The organism is Kribbella sp. NPDC004138 (assembly GCF_053603655.1).
Genome location: NZ_JBSGFZ010000008.1, coordinates 297245 through 317147 on the forward strand (window position 1 = coordinate 297245; position 19903 = coordinate 317147).

Sequence of the window (19903 nt, forward strand, 5' to 3'; positions counted from 1 at the left end):
ACCCCATGCGTCACACTGGCGTCGTGAGTCAACCGGAGTCCTCCCAGTCGCCGTACCTGGCACCCCCGTCGCTGAACCCGTTCGGGAGGCCGGCCGTCGAGGAACCGCGGCTGCCGTGGGCGAAGGCGGTCCTGGTGACGGTGGTGGTGTTCCTGGTCGCGGGTGTCGTGGCCGGGTGGGCCTGGCAGCAGTTCTCGCCGCTGGCCAAGTACACCGTGGACGAGCAGGGTGGGGCGCTCGGCGAGGAGCAGATGACCCGGATCTTCGGGCCGGACGGCACGTTCACCGCGATCGGCTTCGTGGCCGCCCTGGTGCTCGGCGGGGCATTGTTCTGGTGGCTGCGCAACTACGGTCCGTGGTCGGTCGCGATCGTCACTCTCGGCGCTTGCCTGGGCGCCGGAGTGTGCTGGGGCGTCGGCATGCTGCTCGGCCACGACCCGATCGAGCCGCGGCTGCGGGCCGCTCACCCCGGTGATCTGGTCGCGGCACCGCTGGAGCTGCACACCTGGACGCCGGCGGTCTCCTGGCTGATCGGCGCCGCATTGGCCTGCGCGATCATCGCCGCCGCGACGTGGCGCGCTGAGCCTGTTGCAACCACTTCGCAACCTGCTGCGTCAGAATCTGCACCGCCGGTCCACTAGCCTTTTGCAGATCCGGTGGTGAGGCCATCGGAGCCAGCGAGGGAGCATATGTCCGACCAGAACCAACCACCCCAGTACCCAGGTGCCGGTGGTCAGCAGCCGCAGTACGGCCCGCCGCAAGGGCAGAACCTCTGGCCCCAGCAGGGTCAGCAGCCGGGGAGGCCGCAAGGCCAGCAGCCCGGCCAGCACGGTTACCCACAGCAACACCCGCAGCAGGGCCAGCAGTACGGCGGCCCGCAGCAGGGTGGTCCGCAGTACGGCGGTCCGCAGGGCCCGGGCCCGCAGCAGGGTGGTCCCCAGCAGGGTGGCGCGCAGTACTACGGCCAGGGCGGGCAGCAGTACCCTCCGCAGCACGGTCAGCCGGGTCAGGCGTCGTACGAGCAGATGCACATCGGCGGTCAGCCGCCGCAGGGCCCCGGGTACGGCGGTCCGCAGCAGTGGCAGCCGGAGCCGAAGAAGAAGCGCGGCAAGCTGATCCCGATCATCGCCGCGGTGGCGATGGTGCTGGTGGTCGCCGGCGGCGGAATCTTTGCCTACGGCAAGCTCGGCGGCGGCGGTAAGCAGCCGGCCGACGTGCTGCCCGGCACCGCGGTCGGTTACGCCCGGGTGGACCTGAACCCGTCGGCCGGCCAGAAGGTCGCGGCGGTCCGGTTCCTGATGAAGTTCCCGTCCGTGAAGGACAACCTCGGCCTCACCGGTGAGCAGGACGACCTGCGGCAGAAGCTGTTCGAGCAGATCAAGAAGTCCGCCGGCGACGACCTCGCCGACGTCGACTTCGACAAGGACGTCAAGCCCTGGCTGGGCGACCGCGCCGGGTTCGCCGCGCTCCCGCCGGCCGAGGGCAAGGACGAGCCGATCCCGGTCGTCGCCGTCCAGATCAAGGACGAGGACGCCGCCAACAAGGGCATGGACAAGCTGCTCGCGAACGAGGACGACAAGCCCGGCCGTGCGTTCACCGACGGCTACATGATCCTCGGCGACGACCAGGCGACCGTCGACGCGGCCGTCGCCACGGCCAAGGACAACCCGCTGAGCAAGAACGCCAAGTTCAGCGCGGACATGGACAAGCTCGGCGAGCAGGGCTTCATCTCGGGCTGGGCGGACGCCAAGGGCCTGGCCTCGATCAGCGGCAAGGTCGAGTCCAGCCAGATCGCCGGGCTCGGTGACGCGACCGCCGCGGTGGCGCTGCGGTTCGACGCGTCGTACGTCGAGCTGAAGGGCATCGCGCACGGCGACAAGAGCGTCAAGGTGAGCTCCGCCGACGCCGCCGACCTGGTCACCAAGCTGCCGGAGACCACCGCCGGCGCGATCGCGATCTCCGGCGGCGAGAACCTGATCGACACCGCCTGGGCGCAGGTGCAGAAGGCGGGCGGCGAGAACCTCCAGCCGATGATCGACGAGATCGCCCAGGAGACCGGGCTGAAGCTGCCGGACGACCTGAAGACCCTGGCCGGCAAGAACCTGTCGGTCTCGATCGACAAGGACACCGCCGACGGCCCGAAGATCGCGGCCCGGATGGAGACCGACCCGGCGAAGGCCGAGCCGGTGGTGCAGAAGCTGACCACGCTGCTCCGCGAGCGGTCCTCGGCGAACATCCCGATCGAGAGCGCGAAGGACGGCGACACGCTCGTCGTCTCGACCAGCAAGGACTACGCCGAGCAGGTGCTGAAGGACGGCGGCCTCGGCCAGACCGAGAACTTCAAGCAGGCGCTGCCCGACATCAAGGGCGCGGTGATGATCGGGTACGTCGACTTCGAGGCGGCCGGATCGGTCAGCGACCGGTTCGCCGACGACAAGAACCTGGCTGCGCTCCGCTCGGCCGGCGTCGTCACCCGCTCCACCGGCGACGGCGAGGCCGAGGTCACGCTGCGGGTCGTCGCGAAGTAGTCAGCACAGCGAACGAAAGCCCCGGACAGAATTGTCCGGGGCTTTCTTCGTGGGTGATGTCGAAAACGGCGGATCGGGTTCTACCTCCTGGGTGAAAGCACCTCGTCACGAAGGAGAAGGACCATGACCCACATCAGCGAGATCCGCACCGTCGGCGTACCGGTGACCGACCAGGACCGCGCGCTGGCGTTCTACACCGGCGCGCTCGGCTTCGAGGTGCTGATGGACGCGCCGTTGCCGCAGCTCGGCGGCCGGTGGATCGTCGTCGCACCGACCGGCTCGTCGGCGAGCATCGCGCTGGTCCCGGCGAGCGAGAGCAACCCGGCGGGCGTCGACACCGGGATCCGGATGGCCAGCCCGGACGCGAAGGTGGCGCACCAGCACTTCCTTGCCACCGGCGTCGACACCGACGAGTTGCTCGAGTGGCCCGGCGTACCCCCGATGTTCAGCCTGCACGACCCGGACGGCAACCGCCTCTACATCTCGCAGGCCTGAGTCAGCGGGGCAGTCGTACGCCGGTGAGCGAGGCGCAGGCGTCCAAAAAGGCGTCCTGCGTCTCGCGGTCCGACGCGGCTGGATGAGTCCGGTGCGGTCGCCGGTGGTAGTAATACCCGCCGCTTCCGGTCTCCGGGGCGGTGGCCAGCCAGACCTGCGTCAGGTGCGCCTGGCCGAGATCACCAGGCGCACCGCGCCCGCCCATCTTCGTCGGGACCCAGCCGGGGTCCACCGCGTTCGACAGCACGTCCGGCCAGAGCCGGGCGACCGCGAACGCCAGCAGGACGTCGTGCAGCTTGGAGTCCGAGTACGCCTGCGCTCCGCGCCACCGCCGCCGTACCCACTGCAGGTCGTCGAGGACGACGTCACCGCCTTCGTGCATGCCGGAGCTGAGGTAGATCAGGCGATCGGGGCGTTCGATCAACGCGGTCAGCAGGTACGGCGCCAGCGCGTTGATCGCGAACACGTGCTCGAGACCGTCGACCGTCTCGATCCGCGGTTCCTGGTACCCGACGGCCGCGTTGTGCACGACCACGTCGAACCGCCCGGACGCATTCGCCTGGACCGCCAGGTCCCGCGTCTGGTCAATGCTCGCGAGATCGCCCACGAGCACCGCCGTCGCCTCCGGCACCGCCCGGAGCGCGTCGTCGGCGCGCCGTTCGTTGCGGGCGTGGAGCACGACGTCGTGGCCCTGGGCGACGAGTTCCCGCGCGACCAGCTGCCCGAGGCCGTCGGCCGAACCGGTGATCAGGATGCGTGTCACGACTGGAGTCTCACACCAGGACGTGGCCGCCGTCGACGGAGACGATCGAGCCGGTGGCGTAAGGCTGGTTCATCAGGTAGACGTAGGCCGCCGCAATGTCCTCCGGCTCGCCGACCCGCCCGACCGGGAGGTGTTGCGCGGTCTCGTCGTAGTCGATGCCGCCGCGCCACATCGGCGTCCGGACGACGCCGGGCTTGACGGCGTTGACGCGGAGCGGGGCGAGTTCGACGGCGAGGGCGCGGGTCAGAGAGTCCATCGCGCCGCAGATGCTCGCGGCGACCGACCAGCCGGGGCCCGGGCGGTCGCCGGCGGCGCCGGTCGTCAGGACGACCGAGCCGCCCGCGCGGAGCTTCGGTACGGCGGCGCTCACGGCACCGAGGGCACCGAAGTACCGCAGCTCGAAGGCCTGCCGCGCTTGCGCCACGTCCATCGAGCCGACCTCGAGGAAGGTCAGCGCCTCGCCGGCGGTGTAGACGAGGTGGTCGAACGGATCGAGACCGGCGAAGAACGCCCGGACGGCGTCACGGTCCCCGTCGACAACCTCGCGCCGAACACCGTCGCCCTGGCCTGGATCGCCACCCGCCGCTCCCGCCTGCTCCAGGACTTCGCCGGCCTCGCTCCAACGGTCAGTTGGACGCCCTAGGCGGTAGCCGTTGCTCAGTAGCGGACCCGGTAGCGGATGTGCGTAGCGCGGGGCGTGTCGATCACGCGGACGACCTCGAGCTCGACGCGGTGCGGGAGGACGTCGAACAGCCGCAGACCGCTGCCGAACAGGACCGGCACCTGGCTGAGCTGCAGCTCGTCGAGGACGCCGGCCGCCAGCGCCTGCTGCGCGGTGACCGCGCCGTGGACCAGCACGTCCTTGTCGCCGGCGGCCGCCTTCGCCTGCGCCATCGCGGTCTCGATGTCGCCGACGACGTGGACGTTCTCGTAGCTGACCGGTGTCGGGTCGTGGCTGACGACGAAGATCGGTACGCCGTGGTGGTGCCCGCCGTAGTAGTCGACCTGCTCCGCCGTACGGCGGCCGACGAGGACCGCGCCGGTGGCGTTCAGCTCGTCCCAGATCTCGCCGGCCTCGCCGTCCGGGCGGCCGACTTCGCCGGCGTCGTCCAGGTACCACTCGTGCAACCGCATGAAGTCGTCGCCGCCGGGGTTGCCGGGCCGGTCGTCCGGTCCGGCGATATAGCCGTCGGCCGACATCGACATCAACAGCACGGATGAAGACATGAGCGTGCTCCCTCGCTCCGGTGGCGCGGTCGGTCCGCGCCCTGTGCCTTCGCGTCGAAGACGCTACCGCCGATTCGACATCAGTCCGCGGCGAGCGTCTCCAGGACGCCGTCGCCGTACTTGGTCAGCTTGTTCTCGCCGATGCCGCTGATCGTGCCCAGCTCGGCCAGCGACGTCGGCCGGTCGGTGGCGATCTGCCGCAGCGTCGCGTCGTGGAAGATCACGTACGCCGGGACGCCCTGCTCCTTGGCCACCGCCGCCCGCCACGCGCGCAACCGCTCGAACACCGGCGCCGCCTCGGGCGCGAGATCGGCGGCGGCCGCCTTCTTGCCGCTGGACGACCTGCTCCTGGAGCGCACCCGCTCGGGCTCGCGGCGCATCATCACCTCGCGCCGCCGGCCGAGCACCTCGCCGCTCTCCGCGGTGAGCACGAGCGTGCCGTAGTCGCCCTCGACCGCGAGCAACCGCAGCGCGAGGCACTGCCGGATCACGCCGCGCCACTCGGTGTCCATCAGCTCGCTGCCGATCCCGAACACGGTCAGCTGGTCGTGCCGGAACTGCTTGACCTTGTCGGTCTCCTTGCCGAGCAGGATGTCGATCAGCTGCCCGGCGCCGAACTTCTGCCCGCGCTCGTGCTGCAGCCGGTACACCGTCGAGAGCAGCTTCTGCGCCGCGATCGTGCCGTCCCAGGACTCCGGCGGCGTCAGGCAGGTGTCGCAGTTCCCGCAGGCGTCGCCCTGCTGGCCGAAGTACGCCAGGAGTTGCGAGCGCCGGCACTGCACGGTCTCGCACAGCGCGAGCATCGCGTCGAGATGCGCACTCAGCCGCCGCCGGTGTGCGAGGTCGCCCTCGGACGTGTCGATCATCTTCCGCTGCTGGACGACGTCCTGCAGCCCATACGCCAGCCAGGCGGTGGACGGCAGGCCGTCACGCCCCGCGCGGCCGGTCTCCTGGTAGTAGCCCTCGACCGACTTCGGCAGGTCGAGGTGCGCGACGAAGCGGACGTCCGGCTTGTCGATCCCCATGCCGAACGCGATCGTCGCCACCACGACCAGCCCGTCCTCGCGCAGGAACCGGGCCTGGTTCGCGGCGCGGGTCCGGCTGTCCAGGCCGGCGTGGTACGGCAGGGCCTCGATCCCGTTCTGGGTCAGGAAGGCCGCGGTCTTCTCGACGCTGTTGCGGGACAGGCAGTACACGATGCCCGCGTCGCCGGCGTGCTCGGTGCGCAGCAGGTCGAGCAGCTGCCGTTGCGGATTGTCCTTCGGGACGATCCGGTACTGGATGTTCGGCCGGTCGAAGCTCGCGACGAAATGCTTCGCGTCGCCGAGCTTCAGCCGGGTCGCGATCTCCTGGTGGGTCGCCTCGGTCGCCGTCGCGGTGAGCGCGATCCGCGGCACGTCAGGCCAGCGCTCGTGCAGCTCGGACAGCATCAGGTAGTCGGGCCGGAAGTCGTGGCCCCACTGCGACACGCAGTGCGCCTCGTCGATCGCGAACAGCGCGATCTTGCCCTGGTCGAGCAGCCGCACGGTCGCTTCCACCCGGAGCCGCTCGGGCGCCAGGTACAGCAGGTCGAGCTCGCCGGCCAGGAACGCCTGCTCGACCTCGCGCCGCTGCTCGAAGTCCTGCGTGGAGTTGAGGAATCCCGCCCGGACGCCGAGCGCGGTGAGCGCGTCCACCTGGTCCTGCATCAACGCGATCAGCGGCGAGATGACCACGCCGACGCCGGATCGCACCAGCGACGGGATCTGGTAGCACAGCGACTTGCCGCCGCCGGTCGGCATCAGCACCAGCGCGTCGCCGCCCGCGACGACGGTGTCGATGATGTCGCCCTGCTCGCCGCGGAAGGCGTCGTACCCGAACACCCGCCGGAGGACCTGAAGGGCTTCGGAATCGGGCAGCTCGGTCGTCTCACTCACCCCGGCGAGTCTAGTGAGATCGCGCCGACGATGCTGGCGCGATCGCCGATCCCTGTGGATTACCGGACAGGTCGGGGAGTTCCTCACGGATCCACTGCCGCGGTGAACAGCCCGCGATCGCGCGGAACTCCCTGGTCAGATGCGCCTGGTCGGCATACCCGGCGGCGGCCGACAGCTCGGCCAGCCGGGTCCGCGGCTGCCGGCGTAGTTGTCCGGTGACGCGCTCGAACCGCAGCACGCGGGCCGCGACCTTCGGCGGCAGACCGAACTCCGACCTGAACCGATCGGTGAGATGCCGCCGGCTCCACCCGACCTCGGTCGCCAACTCCTGGACCCCGACCGAGCCGCTCGCGCCGCACAGTCGCTGCCAGGCCCGGCCGAGCTCGGGCCGCACAGCACCGGGACGCCTCCCGTCGAGCTGCCGCAGCAGCAGGGCCTCGAGCAGGTCGAAGCGCGTCTCCCAGGTCGGCGCCTCGCGCAGCTGCTCGGTCAGCTCGCGCGCGGGCCGGCCGAGGACCTCGTCCAGACCGACCACCGTCGACGCGAGGGCGCCCGGCGGCAGTCCGAGGAGCGCTCGAGCGGCCGGGGGAGTGAGCGAGACCTGTACGCCGGCGCGGCTCGGTGTCTGACCGATGTGGACCGCCCGCGAGTGCAGTCCGCCGACGAGTGCGTCGTACTTGTCCACCGGGCCGCCCGGCCACGCGACGCCGAGGGGCTCGTCGAGGGTGATGACGAGCGTCAGGTGGCGCGAGGGCAGGCCGCGGTGCAGCGCCGGGGGATCACCGGCGTACGCATAGCCGGTGATGTCAGGCACGAAGTGGCGCAGCGCGGGGTGCGCCGCGCGGGTGTGATGGCCCAGTCCTGCCATGCGTCCAGGCTAGAACCGTCCGCCGACAGAAACCGCGGCTCCAGAATCCGGGACCCGCATACCGTCATTCGGACGGGCGTGGCACTATCAGGAGATACGCCACACCTAGCTAGGAGATGTTCGTCGTGCCTGCTCTGAGGTCCCGCACTGTCACCCACGGCCGCAACATGGCGGGCGCTCGCGCGCTCATGCAGGCCTCCGGGGTAGCCCGCGAGGACTTCGGCAAGCCGATCATCGCGGTGGCGAACAGCTTCACCGAGTTCGTGCCCGGTCACACCCACCTGGCCCCGGTCGGCCGGATCGTCTCCGAGGCGATCCACGCGGCCGGCGGGATCGCGCGCGAGTTCAACACGATCGCCGTCGACGACGGGATCGCGATGGGCCACGGCGGCATGCTCTACAGCCTGCCGTCACGGGACCTGATCGCCGACTCGGTCGAGTACATGGTCGAGGCGCACTGCGCGGACGCGCTGGTCTGCATCTCCAACTGCGACAAGATCACCCCGGGCATGCTGATGGCCGCGCTCCGGCTGAACATCCCGACCGTGTTCGTCTCCGGCGGCCCGATGGAGGCCGGCCGCGCGACGCTGGTCGACGGGACGGTCCGCAAGCTCGACCTGATCGACGCGATGTCCGAGGCCGTCAACGAGAACGTCTCCGACGCCGACATCCTGCGGATCGAGGAGAACGCCTGTCCGACCTGCGGTTCCTGTTCCGGCATGTTCACCGCGAACTCGATGAACTGCCTGACCGAGGCGATCGGCCTGTCGCTGCCCGGCAACGGGTCGGTGCTGGCCACCCACACCGCCCGCCGCGCGCTGTACGAGAAGGCCGGCGAGACCGTCGTCGAGCTGGCCCACCGGTACTACGACAACGACGACGCGACCGTGCTGCCGCGCTCGATCGCGTCGAAGGAGGCGTTCGGCAACGCGATGGCGCTGGACATCGCGATGGGCGGCTCGACGAACACGATCCTGCACCTGCTGGCGGCCGCGCAGGAGGCCGAGGTCGGCTTCGACCTCGACGACATCAACGCGGTCTCGCGCCGCGTCCCGTGCCTGGCGAAGGTCGCGCCGAACGTCGCGCCGCAGGGCACGTACTACATGGAGGACGTGCACCGTGCCGGCGGCATCCCCGCCATCCTCGGCGAGCTGCACCGCGCCGGCCTGCTGAACCAGAACGTCACCACCGTGCACAGCGACTCGATCGACGAGTGGCTGAAGACCTGGGACCTGCGCGGCGGATCGCCGTCGCCGGAGGCCGTCGAGCTCTGGCACGCCGCGCCGGGCTGCAAGCGGTCCGCGCAGGCGTTCTCGCAGTCCGAGCGGTGGGAGACGCTGGACGCCGACGCCGCGAACGGGTGCATCCGGGACCGCGAGCACGCGTACTCCAAGGACGGCGGCCTGGCCGTGCTGAAGGGCAACCTGGCCGTCGACGGCTGCGTGGTGAAGACGGCCGGTGTGGACGAGTCGATCTGGACGTTCGAGGGTCCCGCGGTGGTGTGCGAGTCGCAGGAGCAGGCCGTCGAGAAGATCCTGGCCAAGCAGATCCAGCCCGGCGACGTCATCGTGATCCGGTACGAAGGCCCCAAGGGCGGGCCGGGGATGCAGGAGATGCTGTACCCGACCTCGTACCTGAAGGGCCGCGGCCTCGGCAAGGTCTGCGCCCTGATCACCGACGGCCGCTTCTCGGGCGGTACGTCGGGACTCTCGATCGGCCACGTCTCGCCCGAGGCGGCGTCCGGCGGGACGATCGCCCTGGTCGAGGACGGCGACCGGATCCGCATCGACATCCCGAACCGCTCGATCGAACTGCTGGTCACCGACGACGAACTGGCCACCCGCCGCGACGCCCTGAACGGCGTCTACGCCCCCAAGTCCCGCGACCGCAAGGTCACCACAGCCCTCCGCGCCTACGCCGCCATGGCCACCAGCGCCGACAAGGGCGCCGTCCGCGACATCAGCAAGCTGGGCTAGAGCTCCAGGTCGAACGCCAGGTTGATTGCCTCGGCCAGGGCTGGTTCCTGGTCGGGGTGGAGGTGGCCGATCAGGCGGCCGAGCTGGGACTTCGGGATGGTTTGGATGTTGTCGCAGGAGATCGCGCTGGCGTGGTCGAGGCCGTTCTCCGGGCCGACTCGAACCTCGGTGGACAGACCGCGGATCGTGCTGGTGATCGGGGCGACCGTCACGTTGGTGAGGCGCGCGCGGATCAGTTCGCGGGTGAGCACCACCACGGGGCGCGGCTTGTCGAGCCGCGCGATGTGGATCGGGCGCATCAGTCGAGGTCGCTGAGCACGGTCCCGGCGGCCGCGGGGGCGAGACCCTCGAGGTCCGGGTAGTCGCCGTACTCGTTCAGGATGGCGAGGTCGCGGGCGGCCAGCTCGCGGCGGCGCTCACGCTCCATCGCCCGGGCGACCACGGACGCCCGGCTGGTCGCCTTGTCGGTGGCGACCAGTTCGTCCATGAAGTCGACCAGCTCGTCCGGCAACCGCACGGTGATCTGCTTGCTCATACCAAAACCATACCGCCCCGGGATTCAATCCGGTAGCGCGTCAGTTGGGGGAGAGGGCGGACCAGCTGATCAGGTCCGTGGCGGGCAGGGACGGGAGCGCGGCGATGGCGGAGAGTTCGGTGTCGATCAGACCGACGAGTTGCGCCAGGCGGGTGGTGACGTCCTCGGCCTCGAGGAGCTTCTGGCGGTCCGGTGTCATCAGCTTCATCGCCGCCGACATCAGGTAGGACAGCGTGCCCGGGTCGTCGGGGAGGTCGCCGAGGTGCAGGCCTGGGCGGCTGATCTCGCTGACCGCCGCGGCGTACCTGCGGAAGCGTTCCAGCGCGACCGTCGCCGTTCCCAACGGGTCGTCGCCGAGGTCGTCGGGCAGCCACTCGACGTCGGCGACCAGGTAGTCGCCGGTGCCGTCCAGTTCGGTCACCTTGAACCGCCGGTTCCCGGTCAGCGTCACCTCGATCGGGCCCTCGTCGTCGGCGTCCACCGCGATCTCGGAGATCGTCGCCGCGCAGCCCGTCCCGTACAGCGACCGGAACACCCGCTCGCCCAGCTCGTACCCGTCCCGGACCGCGAGGGCTCCGCAGATCAGCTCGCCGCCGTTCTCGACCAGGTCCCGGACCACCGCGCGGCCCTGCACGTCGGTGACCGGAATCGAGACCACCAGGCCGGGAAAGATCACCGTGTCGACAGTGAGCAACGGCAGGCGGGAGTCCATGCCGACGAGCGTAGTGGACGCCGGCCCCGATCACGTCCGGTGACCGGCCGCCCAGTGGATATGGCGTCAGGGGTGCGGGGCGTGACCACTAGACTGACTCCCATGATTCGCCGCGTCGACCTGCGGGGCCGAGTGGCGGCCGGAGAGGTCTCCGACCTCCAAGCCGAAGTGAATGCCCTCGTTCCCCGAGCCGTGTTCGACGTCGAGAAGGCTCTCGACGTCGTCCGACCCATCTGCCTGGACGTCCGCCATCGCGGCCTCGAGGCGATCCGGGACTACGGTGAGAAGTTCGACCATGTGCGCGTCGAGGACATCCGGGTCCCGGCCGCGGCGCTGAAGTCCGCGCTGGAGGAGCTCGACCCGCAGGTGCGCAGCGCCTTCGAGGAGTCGATCCGCCGCGTCCGCGAGGTCAGCCAGGACGAGCTCACCGCCGATGTCACCTCGGAGCCCGCACCGGGCGGGCGGGTGACGCAGCGGTTCGTCCCGGTCCAGCGCGTGGGTCTCTACGTGCCCGGCGGCCGCGCGCCGCTGGCGTCGAGCGTCGTGATGAACGTCGTACCGGCCCAGGTCGCCGGCGTGCCGTCGCTCGCCGTCGCCTCGCCGCCGCAGAAGGAGTTCGGCGGGCTGCCGCACCCGACGGTGCTCGCGGTGTGCGCGCTCCTCGGGATCGAGGAGGTGTATGCGATGGGCGGCGCCCAGGCGATCGCCGGTTTCGCGTACGGCTTCGAGGGCTGCACGAAGGTCAACCTGATCACGGGTCCGGGCAACATCTACGTCGTCGCCGCCAAACGCAACCTGCTCGGTGAGGTCGGCATCGACTCCGAGGCCGGACCGACCGAGATCGCGGTCCTGGCCGATGCGACCGCTGACCCCAAGCACGTCGCCGCCGACCTGATCAGCCAGGCCGAGCACGACCCGATGGCGGCCAGCGTGCTGGTCACCCCCAGCGAGTCGCTCGCCGAGGCGGTCGAGGCCGAGCTGCCGCCGCAGGTCGCGCAGACCAGGCACCGGGACCGGGTCACGGAGGCGCTGGCCGGCCGGCAGTCCGCGATCGTGCTCGTCGACGACCTCGAGCAGGGCACCGCGATCGTCGACGCGTATGCCGCCGAGCACCTGGAGATCCAGACCGCGGACGCCGAGGAGCGGGCCGGCCTGATCACCAACGCCGGCGCGATCTTCGTCGGCAGCTGGTCGCCGGTGTCGCTCGGCGACTACTGCGCCGGGTCGAACCACGTGCTCCCGACGGCCGGCTGCGCGTGCCACTCGTCCGGCCTGTCGGTGCGCAGCTTCCTCAAGGCGATGCACGTCGTGAACTACTCGCGCGACGCGCTGCGCGAGGTCGCCGGACACGTGGTCACGCTCGCCGACGCCGAGGACCTGCCCGGCCATGGCGCCGCGGTCTCCGTCCGATTCCCCGAGGAGCAGTGATGGGCCGCTTCGACGGGCTGCCGATCCGTGAGGAGCTCAAGAGCTTCGAGCCGTACGGCGCCCCGCAGCTCGACGTCCCGGTGCTGCTGAACGTCAACGAGAACCCGTATCCGGCGAGCGAGGCGACCGTCGCCGACATCGCCGCCGCGGTGACCGAGGCCGCCCGCGGCATGAACCGGTACCCGGACCGCGAGTTCCTCGGCCTGCGCGCGGACCTCGCGGCGTACCTGGCCCGCGAGTCCGGTGCGCACCTGGAGCCCGAGCAGCTCTGGGCGGCGAACGGGTCCAACGAGGTGATGCTGCACGTCCTGCAGGCGTTCGGCGGCCCCGGCCGGACGGCGTTGTCGTTCGCGCCGACCTACTCGATGTACCCGGAGTACGCGCGGGACACGAACACCGCCTGGGTCACCGGCCGCCGGGCCGAGGACTTCACGCTCGACCGGAGCAAGGCGATCGCCGCGATCTCCCGGCACCGCCCGTCGGTCGTGCTGCTCGCCTCGCCGAACAACCCGACCGGGACGGCGCTGCCGATCGACGTGACCGAGGCGATCGTCGCGCACGCCGCCGCGCACGGCGCCGTCGTGGTGGTCGACGAGGCGTATGCCGAGTTCCGCCGCACCGGGACGCAGAGCGCGGTCAGCCTGCTGCCGTCGTACCCGAATCTCGCCGTCGCCCGGACGATGTCGAAGGCGTTCGCGATGGCCGGCGGCCGGGTCGGGTACCTTGCCGCCAGCAAGCAGTTCGTGGACGCGCTGCGGATCGTCCGGCTGCCGTACCACCTGTCCGCCGTGACCCAGGCGGTCGCGCGGGCCGCCCTGCGGCACTCCGACGAGCTGCTCGGCCGGGTCGAGCAGTTGCGCGTCGAGCGCGACGAGACCGTCGACTGGCTGCGGTCGCTCGGGCTGCGCGCGGTCGACTCGGACGCCAACTTCGTCCTGTTCGGCACGTTCGCGGACCGGCACGCGGTCTGGCAGGCGCTGCTCGACGACGGCGTCCTGATCCGGGAGACCGGCCCGGACGGCTGGCTGCGGGTGTCGATCGGCACCGGCGAGGAGATGGCCGCGTTCCGCGCCTCGCTGGAGCGCATCTTGAAGAGCGACGTAGGAAGGTTGTCATGAGCCGCACTGCGCGGGTTGATCGGGAGACGAGCGAGTCCAAGGTCCTCGTCGAGCTGAACCTCGACGGCGAGGGCCGGGCGGACATCTCCACGGGGGTCGGCTTCTACGACCACATGCTCAACGCGCTCGCCAAGCACGCGCTGCTGGACCTGCACGTGAACACGGTCGGCGACCTGGAGATCGACGCGCACCACACGGTCGAGGACACCGCGATCGGGATCGGGCAGGCGCTCAAGGAAGCCCTCGGCGACAAGCGCGGGATCCGCCGCTTCGGCGACGCGACCGTGCCGCTGGACGAGGCGCTGGTGCACTGCACCGTCGACCTGTCCGGCCGTCCGTACTGCGTGCACACCGGCGAGCCGGACGGGCAGGTGTACGCGATCATCGGCGGCGACTACGCCGGCTCGCTGACCCAGCACGTCTTCGAGACGCTGGCCTTCAACGCCGCGATCTGCGTGCACATCCGGGTGCTGTCCGGCCGCGACCCGCACCACATCGTCGAGGCGCAGTTCAAGGCCTTCGCCCGCGCGCTCCGGGCCGCCGCCGAGCTCGACCCGCGGCAGCCGGGAATCCCGTCGACCAAGGGTGCTCTGTGAGCAAGAAGGTCGTGCTCCTGGACTACGGCTCGGGCAACATCCGGTCGGGGGAGCGCGCGCTGCGGCGGGTCGGCGCGGACGTCACCGTGACTGCGGACTTCGACGCGGCGTGCGACGCGGACGGTCTGCTGGTGCCGGGCGTCGGCGCCTTCGAGGCGTGTATGACCGGGCTGAAGGCGGTCCGCGGCGACGTCGCGGTCGACCGGCGGCTGACCGGCGGCCGTCCGGTGCTCGGGATCTGCGTCGGCATGCAGATCCTGTTCACCCGCGGCATCGAGCACGGCGTCGAGACCGAGGGCTGCGAGCAGTGGCCCGGCACCGTCGAGCGCCTCCAGCCGGTGGACGGGGAGCCGGTCCCGCACATGGGCTGGAACACGGTCGACGTGCCGTCCGGCACGACGCTCTTCGACGGGCTGGAGAAGGAGCGGTTCTACTTCGTGCACTCGTACGGCGTGCGGAGCTGGGAGCTGACCGACACCCGCGAGTCAGTCACGCCGCGCGTCACGTGGACGACGTACGGCGGGGACAGGTTCGTCGCCGCGGTCGAGAACGGCCCGCTGTCGGCCACCCAGTTCCACCCGGAGAAGTCCGGCGACGCCGGCGCGACACTACTGGAGAACTGGGTCCGCTCATTGTGAATGAGTGACACGCGTTCACTTGCCGTTGGGTTGTTGTTTACCGTACGTTCACTGGTCACCACTGCTTGTCGTCGAGCTAGGGAGACCGCCCCATGACCAGTTCTTTGTCCAGGCGTCAGTTCGTCGGCCGTGCGGCCGCGGCAGGTGTCGCGGTCAGTGTGGCCGGTTCGGTCGACGCCCTTTACACGGCGCAGCCGGCACTTGGTACGTCCGGCCCGAAGATCGGCTACGGCCCGCTGATCGAGGACCCGGACGGCATGCTCGACCTGCCGCGCGGGTTCAGCTACAAGATCCTGTCCCGCGAGGGCACCGTCCGGCCGGACGGACTCCCGACGCCGAGCCGCTTCGACGGTATGGGCGTGTTCCCGGACCGCGACGGCGGCTCCCGCCTGGTCCGCAACCACGAGTGCAGCCCGACCTCGAAGATCAAGGTCGTCGCGCCGGCCGAGCGGACGTACGACCCGGCCGCCGCCGGCGGCACCAGCACGCTGGCAGTCGACCGGCACAACGCGGCCTCCAAGGAGTTCGTCAGCCTCGGCGGTACGGCGATCAACTGCTCCGGCGGTCCCACGCCCTGGCGTACCTGGCTGACCTGCGAGGAGACCGAGCTGAAGGCCGGTCAGAGCGGCTACACGAAGGACCACGGCTTCATCTTCGAGGTCGATCCGTACGACGACCGGCGCAACGTCAGCCCGTTCGCGCTGACCGCGATGGGCCGTTTCCAGCACGAGGCGGTCGCGATCGACCCGCGGACCGGGATCGTCTACGAGACCGAGGACGCGTTCGTCGCCCCGCTCGGCGGCTTCTACCGCTTCCTGCCGAACCGGCCGCGCGGCGGCTGGGGTTCGCTGCGGGCCGGCGGCGAGCTGCAGGCGATGCACATCCCGGGCCTGCCGGACCTCTCGGTGGTCCAGGAGGCGGGTGCGGAGTTCCACGACGTCCAGTGGGTGACGGTGCCGGATCCGCTGGCGACGACCGAGTCGGTCCGCGCGCAGGACTACGCCAAGCCGATCACCGGCGGTTACAAGCTCGAGGGCTGCTGGTGGGGCGACCTGGATCGCTGCGTGTACTTCGTGTCGTCGTTCGCGCGGACCGAGCTCGGCCCGAAGGTCGACCACGACGGCCAGGTCTGGAAACTGGACCCGCGGAAGCGGACGCTGCGTCTCGAGGTGATCTTCACCCGCCCGAAGCCGGGCTCCGACGACCCCGAGTTCGACGCCCCGGACAACATCACGATGTCGCCGTACGGCGGGCTGATGATGTGCGAGGACGGCCTCGGCGAGCAGCACATCCTCGGCACCACGGAGGACGGCGAGGTCTTCAAGTTCGCCCGGAACCGCGTCAACAACGGCACCCCGGAGGAGCCGGAGTACGGCGAACTGTCCGGTGTCGGCTTCTCCGCCGACGGCCGGACGATGTTCTTCAACGTCTACAACCCCGGCATCACCTACGCCATCACCGGCCCCTGGCGCCGGCGGCGCTAACTGCCCTCCACCCCACCTGTGTCCTGCCCACCTGCGCCAACGACACGAGGGGAAACCTCTTTGAGCCCCGTTCAACCGAATCTCGCCGCGATCTTTGGTTGGTGGGGGCTCAAGGTGGTGCCGACGTGGTTGGTGGGGGCACAACGTGGCGCCGTTGGGCGGCGGGCTGTTGCGGGGCTGTGGCGGGGGGCGCGGTGCGGCCGGCTAGGGCGTTGCGCCGGGGAAGGCGACCGGCGCGCCGCCCCAGGTGAGTTGGCTGGCGGCGACCGCGAGCAGGCTCTCGATCGCGAACGCCCGGACGGCGGGTTGTTCGGCGGCCTCCACGAGGTCGCCGTACACCGCCGCGATCCGGCGCTCGATGATCAGGATCAGCGCGCTCGCGGTGGCGGCGGTGTTGACCGCGAGGGGAAGGTCGTACGCCGGTTCGGCCGCGGCCGGGGTCTCACCAGCAGCGACCAGCAGTGCGCTCAGGCGGTCGCGGTTGTCACGGTGACTCTCGAACGTGTCGTTCGCCGCGCGGAACCGGGCACCGCTCAGCTTCCCCCCGGCCACGCCGACGCCGTACAGCGCCGCATGCTCACCCGCAAGGGCCGCTTGGAGGGCTTCGACCTGGTTCACGCGTTGTCCTTCTTTTTGGCGGGGGCCAGGGTCGTGCCGAGTTGGGTCTCGGCGGCGGCGATCTCGGCGAGCAGGCGAGCGGGCGCGCCGGACAGCTTGGCCGCGGCTGCCGCGTGGGCGACGGCGGCGGCTTTCTCCTGCTTGGCGATCGCGGCCAGCGCGGCCTGCGAGCTCGCCGGGACCGCGGTCTTCGTCGCCTGCGCGGCCACGCCCTGGGTCTCCTTGAGTTTCGCCAGATGGCTCACGTGGTACTTCGCCCCGGCGGCGAGCTGGGCCCGCAGCGCGGGGAACTTGCGGGCGGCGGTTGCGTAGAGCTGGGACAATTGAGTCACCAGGGTCGCCGCACCGCTGAGTGCCGCGACGACCGCGGGATCGACGGCGGGTGTCTCCTCGGCCGGCGCCCGCGACGTGGACGGCTTGCCGTTCACGGCACCCGGCGTACCGGCCCCGGCGGCAGGGTCGTCCTTGCAACCGCTCAGCGCGACCGCGCCCGGGACGAGGGCGGCGGTCACGACGACGGTACGTCGGCTCAGGCGGCGATCGGGCACGGCGGAACGATACCCGGTCGCGCGCCCACGACCGGCCGGGGACGAGGCGGTGACCGGGATCGGAGGGCGGGCCGGATATGGTGGGCTACTGCCCTTGGCGCGACCGCCGGGGCGGCAACGGGTGCACAACTGGAGAGAGAGGCAGGTCAAACTGTGAGCCGACGGACTGACCACACGGACACCACGAGCCTCGAGAACTTCCTGCGGCCGATCGTCGAGCAGTTCGGCTGCGACCTGGAGGCCGCGGACATCACCCCGGCCGGGCGCCGCCGCCTGCTGCGCGTCCTGGTCGACCGGGACGGCGGCATCAGTCTCGACGACGTCGCCGAGGTCACCCGGGCCGTCTCCAAGGCGCTCGACGCCGACGACATCATGGGCGAGGGCGCCTACACGCTGGAGGTCTCCAGCCCCGGCGTCGACCGCCCGCTCACCCTGCCCCGGCACTGGCGCCGCAACACCGGCCGGCTGGTCGCGGTCACGCTGACCGCGGGCGGCAAGATGACAGGCCGGATCAAGTCCGTCTCCGACGAGGCGGCCGAACTGGACGTCGACGGCAAGCGGCAGAGCGTCGCGTACGCCGACGTGGCCAAGGCCAAGGTCCAGATCGAGTTCAACCGGGCTGCCGGCAACGACGAACCAGAAACACCTGCCGACGGCACGGTGGAGGAGAACTGACATGGACATCGACATGGCCGTGCTGCGGTCGCTGGAACGGGAGAAGGACATCTCCCTGGACGTGGTCGTCGAGGCGATCGAGCAGGCGCTGCTGGTCGCGTACCACCGCACCGAGGGCGCGCAGCAGCACGCCCGCGCCGAGCTGGACCGCAAGACCGGGCACGTGACCGTCTTCGCCCGCGAGCTCGCCGAGGACGGCACCCTGGCCCGGGAGTACGACGACACCCCGGCCGACTTCGGCCGGATCGCGGCCACCACGGCCAAGCAGATCATCCTGCAGCGGCTGCGCGACGCCGAGGACGAGGTCCGGTACGGCGAGTTCTCCGGCAAGGAGGGCGACATCGTCTCCGGCGTCGTCCAGCAGGGCCGCGACCCGCGCTCGGTGATGGTCGACCTCGGAAAGATCGAGGCCGTGTTGCCGGCGCCCGAGCAGGTGCCGGGGGAGAAGTACGAGCACGGCTCCCGCCTGCGGGTGTACGTCGTCGGCGTCCGGAAGGGCTTCAAGGGCCCGCAGATCACCGTCAGCCGCACCCACCCGAACCTGGTGAAGAAGCTGTTCGCGCTGGAGGTCCCGGAGATCGCCGACGGCACGGTCGAGATCACGGCGATCGCGCGTGAGGCTGGTCACCGGACCAAGATCGCGGTCCGGACCCTGAACCCGTCGGTGAACGGCAAGGGCGCCTGCATCGGGCCGATGGGCCAGCGGGTGCGCAACATCATGCACGAGCTGCACGGTGAGAAGATCGACATCATCGACCACAGCGACGATCCGGCGACCTTCGTCGGGAATGCGCTGTCCCCGGCGCAGGTTACGTCTGTAGAGGTGGTGGATGCCGCGGCTCGCGCCGCGCGGGTCGTCGTACCCGACTACCAGCTCTCGCTCGCGATCGGCAAGGAGGGGCAGAACGCCCGCCTGGCCGCCCGTCTCACCGGGTGGCGGATCGACATCCGCCCGGATACCGATGTGACTGCCGAGAGCGAGAAGGTAGACTGATCTCTCGGTCGGTCGACTGAGTCGCAACCACACCCAGGAAACACGTGACAGAGACGGCAGACGCGCGCCCAGGCAAGCCTCGGGAGCGCACCTGCATCGGGTGCCGGAAGCGATCCGGTCCGGCTGACCTGCTGCGGATGACGGTTTCCGGAGGACTTGTCCTTCCGGATCCCGGGCACCGGGCACCCGGACGCGGGGCGCACCTGCACCCCACGACCGAGTGCTTCGACCTCGCCGTCCGGCGCAAGGCGTTCCCACGGGCCTTCCGGGTCCCGGGGCCGCTCGACGTGACCGGGCTGCGGGACCACGTCGCGCAGCGTGATAAGCAAGAAGCAGTGCAAATGGCGGCCGGCAGGCCGTCCGCGGCGGTCCAACCGGATCGTCCGTGACCGACATGAAGGCGGGTCATCGACTCATGACCACTCGATGAGTGTCTACCGATGAGTGCAAAGCGATGAGCACGTACGTCAACTAACGGTCCGCGCCCAGGCTCGGACCAGAGGGAGAGTAGTGGCAAAGGTCCGGGTCTACGAGCTCGCGAAGGAGCTCGGAGTTACCAGCAAGGTCGTTCTGACCAGACTGAACGACATGGGCGAGTTCGTCCGATCGGCATCCTCGACCATCGAGGCACCTGTCGTTCGGCGGTTGGCGGAGGAGTTCGAGAAGAACCCGCCGAAGAAGCGCGCGGCCAAGAAGGCCGCCGCGAGCATGGGGAGACGGATACGGCCGGCGTCCCGCCTCGGGCCGAGTGGCCCGAGGTCGGGAAGCGGTCGGAAGGTGGGGT

The 19903-nt window shown here is 70.5% G+C and carries 23 protein-coding genes and 1 pseudogene; 14 read left to right on the forward strand and 10 right to left on the reverse strand.

Going from position 1 to position 19903, the window contains the following annotated elements; translation table 11 throughout:
* Positions 1–23 precede the first annotated feature (23 nt).
* The 3 genes from ACWEOO_RS14135 to ACWEOO_RS14145 all read left to right on the forward strand — a co-directional run bounded on the left by ACWEOO_RS14135 (position 24) and on the right by ACWEOO_RS14145 (position 3023).
* Positions 24–641 (forward strand): hypothetical protein, encoded by a 618-nt coding sequence (locus ACWEOO_RS14135; protein WP_452143301.1) that lies wholly within the window; start codon positions 24–26, stop codon positions 639–641.
* A gap of 48 nt (positions 642–689) precedes the next feature.
* Positions 690–2528 (forward strand): DUF3352 domain-containing protein, encoded by a 1839-nt coding sequence (locus tag ACWEOO_RS14140; RefSeq protein WP_452143302.1) that lies wholly within the window; start codon positions 690–692, stop codon positions 2526–2528.
* A 123-nt stretch (positions 2529–2651) separates the two neighbouring features.
* Entirely contained in the window at positions 2652–3023 is a 372-nt protein-coding gene (locus tag ACWEOO_RS14145; protein ID WP_452143303.1) for a VOC family protein, read from the forward strand.
* A gap of 1 nt (position 3024) precedes the next feature.
* Here the strand turns inward: ACWEOO_RS14145 and ACWEOO_RS14150 are convergent, their stop codons facing one another.
* Both ACWEOO_RS14150 and ACWEOO_RS14155 read right to left on the reverse strand, forming a co-directional pair.
* A complete protein-coding gene (locus ACWEOO_RS14150) occupies positions 3025–3786 on the reverse strand; it encodes an SDR family NAD(P)-dependent oxidoreductase (protein ID WP_452143304.1) in 762 nt (253 codons plus the stop codon).
* A 10-nt stretch (positions 3787–3796) separates the two neighbouring features.
* Positions 3797–4249: pseudogene (locus ACWEOO_RS14155) on the reverse strand (SDR family oxidoreductase); the annotation flags it as partial.
* Positions 4250–4264: 15 nt separating this feature from the next.
* On the opposite strand from ACWEOO_RS14155, the gene ACWEOO_RS14160 reads away from it, so the two are divergent.
* Positions 4265–4429 (forward strand): hypothetical protein, encoded by a 165-nt coding sequence (locus ACWEOO_RS14160; RefSeq protein WP_452143323.1) that lies wholly within the window; start codon positions 4265–4267, stop codon positions 4427–4429.
* Between the two features lie 14 nt (positions 4430–4443).
* Here ACWEOO_RS14160 and ACWEOO_RS14165 read toward each other — a convergent pair whose 3' ends face one another.
* The 3 genes from ACWEOO_RS14165 to ACWEOO_RS14175 form a co-directional block, all read right to left on the reverse strand.
* Positions 4444–5013 (reverse strand): dihydrofolate reductase family protein, encoded by a 570-nt coding sequence (locus ACWEOO_RS14165; RefSeq protein ID WP_452143305.1) that lies wholly within the window; start codon positions 5011–5013, stop codon positions 4444–4446.
* 80 nt (positions 5014–5093) lie between these two features.
* A complete protein-coding gene (gene recQ, locus ACWEOO_RS14170) occupies positions 5094–6929 on the reverse strand; it encodes a DNA helicase RecQ (RefSeq protein WP_452143306.1) in 1836 nt (611 codons plus the stop codon).
* A gap of 10 nt (positions 6930–6939) precedes the next feature.
* Entirely contained in the window at positions 6940–7797 is an 858-nt protein-coding gene (locus ACWEOO_RS14175; RefSeq protein WP_452143307.1) for a helix-turn-helix domain-containing protein, read from the reverse strand.
* 125 nt (positions 7798–7922) lie between these two features.
* Between ACWEOO_RS14175 and ilvD the strand changes: the two genes are divergently transcribed.
* Positions 7923–9773, forward strand: a complete 1851-nt coding sequence (ilvD, locus tag ACWEOO_RS14180; protein ID WP_452143308.1) for a dihydroxy-acid dehydratase — start codon at positions 7923–7925, stop codon at positions 9771–9773.
* Here ilvD and ACWEOO_RS14185 read toward each other — a convergent pair.
* From ACWEOO_RS14185 to ACWEOO_RS14195, 3 genes are read right to left on the reverse strand one after another with little or no spacing between them, the layout of a single operon-like run.
* The gene (locus ACWEOO_RS14185) at positions 9770–10072 is read right to left on the reverse strand and encodes a type II toxin-antitoxin system PemK/MazF family toxin (protein ID WP_452143309.1); all 303 of its coding nucleotides are present in this window, start codon (positions 10070–10072) and stop codon (positions 9770–9772) included. The genes ilvD and ACWEOO_RS14185 overlap by 4 nt on opposite strands.
* On the reverse strand, positions 10072–10308 hold the full coding sequence (locus ACWEOO_RS14190; RefSeq protein ID WP_359933486.1) for a ribbon-helix-helix domain-containing protein: 237 nt from the start codon (positions 10306–10308) through the stop codon (positions 10072–10074). The genes ACWEOO_RS14185 and ACWEOO_RS14190 overlap by 1 nt, the downstream gene beginning before the upstream one ends.
* A gap of 40 nt (positions 10309–10348) precedes the next feature.
* The gene (locus tag ACWEOO_RS14195) at positions 10349–11020 is read right to left on the reverse strand and encodes an LON peptidase substrate-binding domain-containing protein (protein ID WP_355689981.1); all 672 of its coding nucleotides are present in this window, start codon (positions 11018–11020) and stop codon (positions 10349–10351) included.
* Positions 11021–11122: 102 nt separating this feature from the next.
* On the opposite strand from ACWEOO_RS14195, the gene hisD reads away from it, so the two are divergent.
* The 5 genes from hisD (at position 11123) to ACWEOO_RS14220 (ending at position 16284) form a co-directional block, all read left to right on the forward strand.
* Positions 11123–12448: a histidinol dehydrogenase gene (hisD, locus tag ACWEOO_RS14200; protein ID WP_452143310.1), complete on the forward strand. Its 1326-nt coding sequence runs from the start codon at positions 11123–11125 to the stop codon at positions 12446–12448.
* Positions 12448–13566, forward strand: a complete 1119-nt coding sequence (locus tag ACWEOO_RS14205; RefSeq protein WP_452143311.1) for a histidinol-phosphate transaminase — start codon at positions 12448–12450, stop codon at positions 13564–13566. The genes hisD and ACWEOO_RS14205 overlap by 1 nt, the downstream gene beginning before the upstream one ends.
* Positions 13563–14162, forward strand: a complete 600-nt coding sequence (gene hisB / locus ACWEOO_RS14210; RefSeq protein ID WP_363710654.1) for an imidazoleglycerol-phosphate dehydratase HisB — start codon at positions 13563–13565, stop codon at positions 14160–14162. The genes ACWEOO_RS14205 and hisB overlap by 4 nt, the downstream gene beginning before the upstream one ends.
* Complete coding sequence (hisH, locus tag ACWEOO_RS14215) at positions 14159–14800, forward strand: imidazole glycerol phosphate synthase subunit HisH (RefSeq protein WP_359933495.1); 642 nt, start codon at positions 14159–14161, stop codon at positions 14798–14800. Before hisB ends, hisH begins: the two co-directional genes overlap by 4 nt.
* A 92-nt stretch (positions 14801–14892) precedes the next feature.
* Entirely contained in the window at positions 14893–16284 is a 1392-nt protein-coding gene (locus ACWEOO_RS14220; RefSeq protein WP_452143312.1) for an alkaline phosphatase PhoX, read from the forward strand.
* Positions 16285–16488: 204 nt separating this feature from the next.
* On the opposite strand, the gene ACWEOO_RS14225 is transcribed toward ACWEOO_RS14220, so the two are convergent.
* Together ACWEOO_RS14225 and ACWEOO_RS14230 are read right to left on the reverse strand one after the other, a co-directional pair.
* Entirely contained in the window at positions 16489–16902 is a 414-nt protein-coding gene (locus ACWEOO_RS14225; RefSeq protein ID WP_452143313.1) for a ferritin-like domain-containing protein, read from the reverse strand.
* Positions 16899–17450: a cell division protein FtsK gene (locus ACWEOO_RS14230; protein ID WP_452143314.1), complete on the reverse strand. Its 552-nt coding sequence runs from the start codon at positions 17448–17450 to the stop codon at positions 16899–16901. The genes ACWEOO_RS14225 and ACWEOO_RS14230 overlap by 4 nt, the downstream gene beginning before the upstream one ends.
* A 153-nt stretch (positions 17451–17603) precedes the next feature.
* Here ACWEOO_RS14230 and rimP point away from each other — a divergent pair, with 153 nt between their 5' ends.
* The 4 genes from rimP to ACWEOO_RS14250 form a co-directional block, all read left to right on the forward strand.
* On the forward strand, positions 17604–18125 hold the full coding sequence (rimP, locus tag ACWEOO_RS14235) for a ribosome maturation factor RimP (RefSeq protein WP_452143315.1): 522 nt from the start codon (positions 17604–17606) through the stop codon (positions 18123–18125).
* Position 18126: 1 nt separating this feature from the next.
* Positions 18127–19119: a transcription termination factor NusA gene (nusA, locus tag ACWEOO_RS14240; protein ID WP_355689997.1), complete on the forward strand. Its 993-nt coding sequence runs from the start codon at positions 18127–18129 to the stop codon at positions 19117–19119.
* Between the two features lie 44 nt (positions 19120–19163).
* Positions 19164–19508: a YlxR family protein gene (locus tag ACWEOO_RS14245; RefSeq protein ID WP_452143316.1), complete on the forward strand. Its 345-nt coding sequence runs from the start codon at positions 19164–19166 to the stop codon at positions 19506–19508.
* A 121-nt stretch (positions 19509–19629) separates the two neighbouring features.
* On the forward strand, positions 19630–19903 hold a 274-nt coding region (locus ACWEOO_RS14250; RefSeq protein ID WP_452143317.1), incomplete at its 3' end, for a translation initiation factor IF-2 N-terminal domain-containing protein.

Coding starts and splice junctions, on each gene's coding strand:
- ACWEOO_RS14185 (WP_452143309.1), bottom strand. CDS start 10,072: ATGCGCCCGATCCACATCGCGCGGCTCGACAAGCCGCGCCCCGTGGTG.
- ACWEOO_RS14175 (WP_452143307.1), bottom strand. CDS start 7,797: ATGGCAGGACTGGGCCATCACACCCGCGCGGCGCACCCCGCGCTGCGC.
- nusA (WP_355689997.1), top strand. CDS start 18,127: ATGGACATCGACATGGCCGTGCTGCGGTCGCTGGAACGGGAGAAGGAC.
- ACWEOO_RS14145 (WP_452143303.1), top strand. CDS start 2,652: ATGACCCACATCAGCGAGATCCGCACCGTCGGCGTACCGGTGACCGAC.
- hisB (WP_363710654.1), top strand. CDS start 13,563: ATGAGCCGCACTGCGCGGGTTGATCGGGAGACGAGCGAGTCCAAGGTC.
- ACWEOO_RS14205 (WP_452143311.1), top strand. CDS start 12,448: ATGGGCCGCTTCGACGGGCTGCCGATCCGTGAGGAGCTCAAGAGCTTC.
- ACWEOO_RS14190 (WP_359933486.1), bottom strand. CDS start 10,308: ATGAGCAAGCAGATCACCGTGCGGTTGCCGGACGAGCTGGTCGACTTC.
- hisD (WP_452143310.1), top strand. CDS start 11,123: ATGATTCGCCGCGTCGACCTGCGGGGCCGAGTGGCGGCCGGAGAGGTC.
- ACWEOO_RS14220 (WP_452143312.1), top strand. CDS start 14,893: ATGACCAGTTCTTTGTCCAGGCGTCAGTTCGTCGGCCGTGCGGCCGCG.
- ACWEOO_RS14195 (WP_355689981.1), bottom strand. CDS start 11,020: ATGGACTCCCGCCTGCCGTTGCTCACTGTCGACACGGTGATCTTTCCC.
- ACWEOO_RS14165 (WP_452143305.1), bottom strand. CDS start 5,013: ATGTCTTCATCCGTGCTGTTGATGTCGATGTCGGCCGACGGCTATATC.
- ACWEOO_RS14140 (WP_452143302.1), top strand. CDS start 690: ATGTCCGACCAGAACCAACCACCCCAGTACCCAGGTGCCGGTGGTCAG.